At 43.8% G+C, this 2,622-nt stretch carries 2 protein-coding genes and 1 pseudogene; 1 reads left to right on the forward strand and 2 read right to left on the reverse strand.

Translation table 11 applies throughout. The features are described from left to right. Nucleotides 1-666 (reverse strand): bifunctional riboflavin kinase/FAD synthetase (gene ribF, locus MED222_RS04115; protein WP_009848489.1); only part of this gene is annotated, 666 nt, incomplete at its 3' end. 70 nt (nucleotides 667-736) lie between these two features. Then, entirely contained in the window at nucleotides 737-2,299 is a 1,563-nt protein-coding gene (gene murJ / locus MED222_RS04110) for a murein biosynthesis integral membrane protein MurJ (RefSeq protein ID WP_009848488.1), read from the reverse strand. Nucleotides 2,300-2,549: 250 nt separating this feature from the next. On the opposite strand from murJ, the pseudogene MED222_RS22110 reads away from it, so the two are divergent. Then, nucleotides 2,550-2,622 (forward strand): annotated as a pseudogene (locus MED222_RS22110) (30S ribosomal protein S20); the annotation flags it as partial.

A 2,622-nucleotide genomic window follows, 5' to 3' on the forward strand; every position in this document is an offset into this window, starting at 1 on the left:
TCCCGACACAGGAGAAACACAACGTTTTAATGGAATATTAGCGGTAGGGAAACCGATAGTTCTCCCTAGTTTACGACCATGAGAAACACGACCACTGATACTGTAGTCACGCCCAAGCATGGTAGCACTAGAAACCAAGTCATTGGCCGCTAACGCATTTCGTATCTCAGTGCTGCTTACTCGTAATTGGTTTAAGCAATAACTTTGGGTGCTCACCACCTCAAAACCATATTTTTCGCCCGCTTCTTTAAGCATAGCGAAATTACCCGTTCGGCCTTTGCCAAAGCAAAAATCGTCACCAACCACCAAGAATTTCACACCAAGCTTATCAACCAAAAGCTCCTTAATGAACGCTTTCGCAGACAAGCTTGCAAAATACTGATTGAAATTCACACACAATAAACGACTAATCTCTAGCTTGCTCAATTGCACGTACTTATCTCGTAAGCGAGTTAAACGCGCTGGCGCTCGACCTTTAGCAAACAACTCCATAGGTTGCGGTTCAAACGTCATGACAACAGAAGGGAGTCCCAGTGCTGTAGCTTGTTTAGAAACCTGACTCAGAACCTCTTGATGCCCTAAATGAACACCATCGAAGTTACCTATGGTTAATACACAGCCATGATGCTGTGCTTTAATATTGTGTATACCTCGGATCAGTTCCATTGTGATCAGCTAAAACCTGTTATTTGCATCATTTATTGTGTGAAACCGACGGATTATATACTAATCAGTATTAATCTGTCGCTGCTTTTAAATGTTTTACTCGGATACCTAAAACCAGTACCGACACAATATAAGCAAAGCCACCAAGTGCGATCAACCCTGTTAGCGTCAACGCTCTTTGGTTGAAGCTCCAATCAAGCCACAGCTGCATATTGTCTAGTTGCCATAAAATCACGCCAACCATCACAGTTCCAGATACTAATAATTTAAGGCTAAACAACAATGTAGTCTTGGTTAAACGATAAACACCCGCTATATGCAGACCACGATAAAGTAGAGTCATGTTCACGAACGCAGATAACGCCGTTGCGATTGCCAAACCAACATAACCATAGAAATAAGCGAAGATCGCGTTGAACACCATGTTAGTGACCATCGCAATGATGCCGTACTTCACAGGAGTTTTAGTATCTTGACGTGAGTAATAGCCCGGAGCCAACACTTTAATCAACATGAAGTTTAGCAAGCCTGAAGCGTATGCCACCAAAGACATGGAAGCCTGCTGTACATCGTGTGGTGAAAACTCGCCACGCATGAAGAGCACCATCAGCATCGGCTTCGCTAAAACAATAAGACCTAACATCGCAGGAATGCCTAGCAATAAAACCATGCGCACGCCCCAGTCCATTGTATGAGCAAACCCTTCCCCTTGAGCATCTACGTGTTTACGCGACAAAGCAGGAAGAATAACCGTCGCAATAGCAATACCAAACAAACCGAGTGGGAATTCCAATAATCGATCCGAATAATATAGCCAACTGATAGAGCCGGTTGCTAGAAAGCTGGCAATGAAGGTATCGAACAACAAGTTGATTTGGCTCACTGATACACCAAACAAGGCAGGGATCATTAGCGTGCGAATCTTAACCACACCGGGATCTCTCCACCCCCACTTCGGCTTAACCAACACACCCGCTTTAATCAAGAAAGGCATTTGGAAAAGGAACTGGACTAAACCACCAAGAAACACACCGATGGCCAAGCCAATTTCGGGTTGTTCTAAATTAGGAGAGATAAACCATGCTGAACCTATGATCATTACGTTCAGGAACACAGGGGTAAATGACGAAACCGCAAATTTGCCCATGGTATTGAGGATTGCACCAGATAAAGCAACAAAGGTGATAAACCATAAATAAGGAAAGGTAATCTTGAGCATAAAGCTCGCCAGCTCAAATTTTGGTGCTGCTGGGCCATCATTTAACCAATCGATAAACCAACCTGCGCCAAACATCGCAGTGATGACACCCGAGCCCAACACCCCGATAACGGTGACGATAGAAACTAGTACCCCGAGCGTGCCCGATACTTTGGCAATTAAATCTCGAGTCTTATCTTTATCACCAGCAGCGTGATATTCTGTTAATACAGGAACAAACGCTTGAGAAAAGGCACCTTCTGCGAAAAGTCGACGTAAGAAATTAGGGATTTTATTAGCGAAGAAAAATACGTCGGCACTCGCTCCTGCTCCCATCAAATTTGCTACTACTACATCACGTACTAGCCCCAATACGCGGGAAACAAAAGTCATTGCACTGACAATCAGGCCTGACTTTAATAGTCGTTTACTCACACAAACCTCTGACACTGGTTGATTACTTTCAAGCGAGGATAAATACTATCCTGTCCTAAGAAGCATATTTATTAGCATTGGTCTAAAAATGCTGTTAGAATCCCCGCCATCTTAACCGCGATGACCTTTCCATACCAAAGTTTGTTTGGCTACGATTGGTTTTTGCACAAATCATTTGACAATTAAGCGCCTATGAGGGATAGTCCTCGCCCTTAAATTGTCACCGAACTAAGTTTTTGGGAGTTAGACCTTGGCAAACAGTAAATCTGCTAAGAAGCGCGCTATCCAAGCTGAGAAACGTCGCCAGCACAATGCTAGCCGTC

The organism is Vibrio sp. MED222, from assembly GCF_000153005.1.
Taxonomy (GTDB): domain Bacteria; phylum Pseudomonadota; class Gammaproteobacteria; order Enterobacterales; family Vibrionaceae; genus Vibrio; species Vibrio tasmaniensis_A.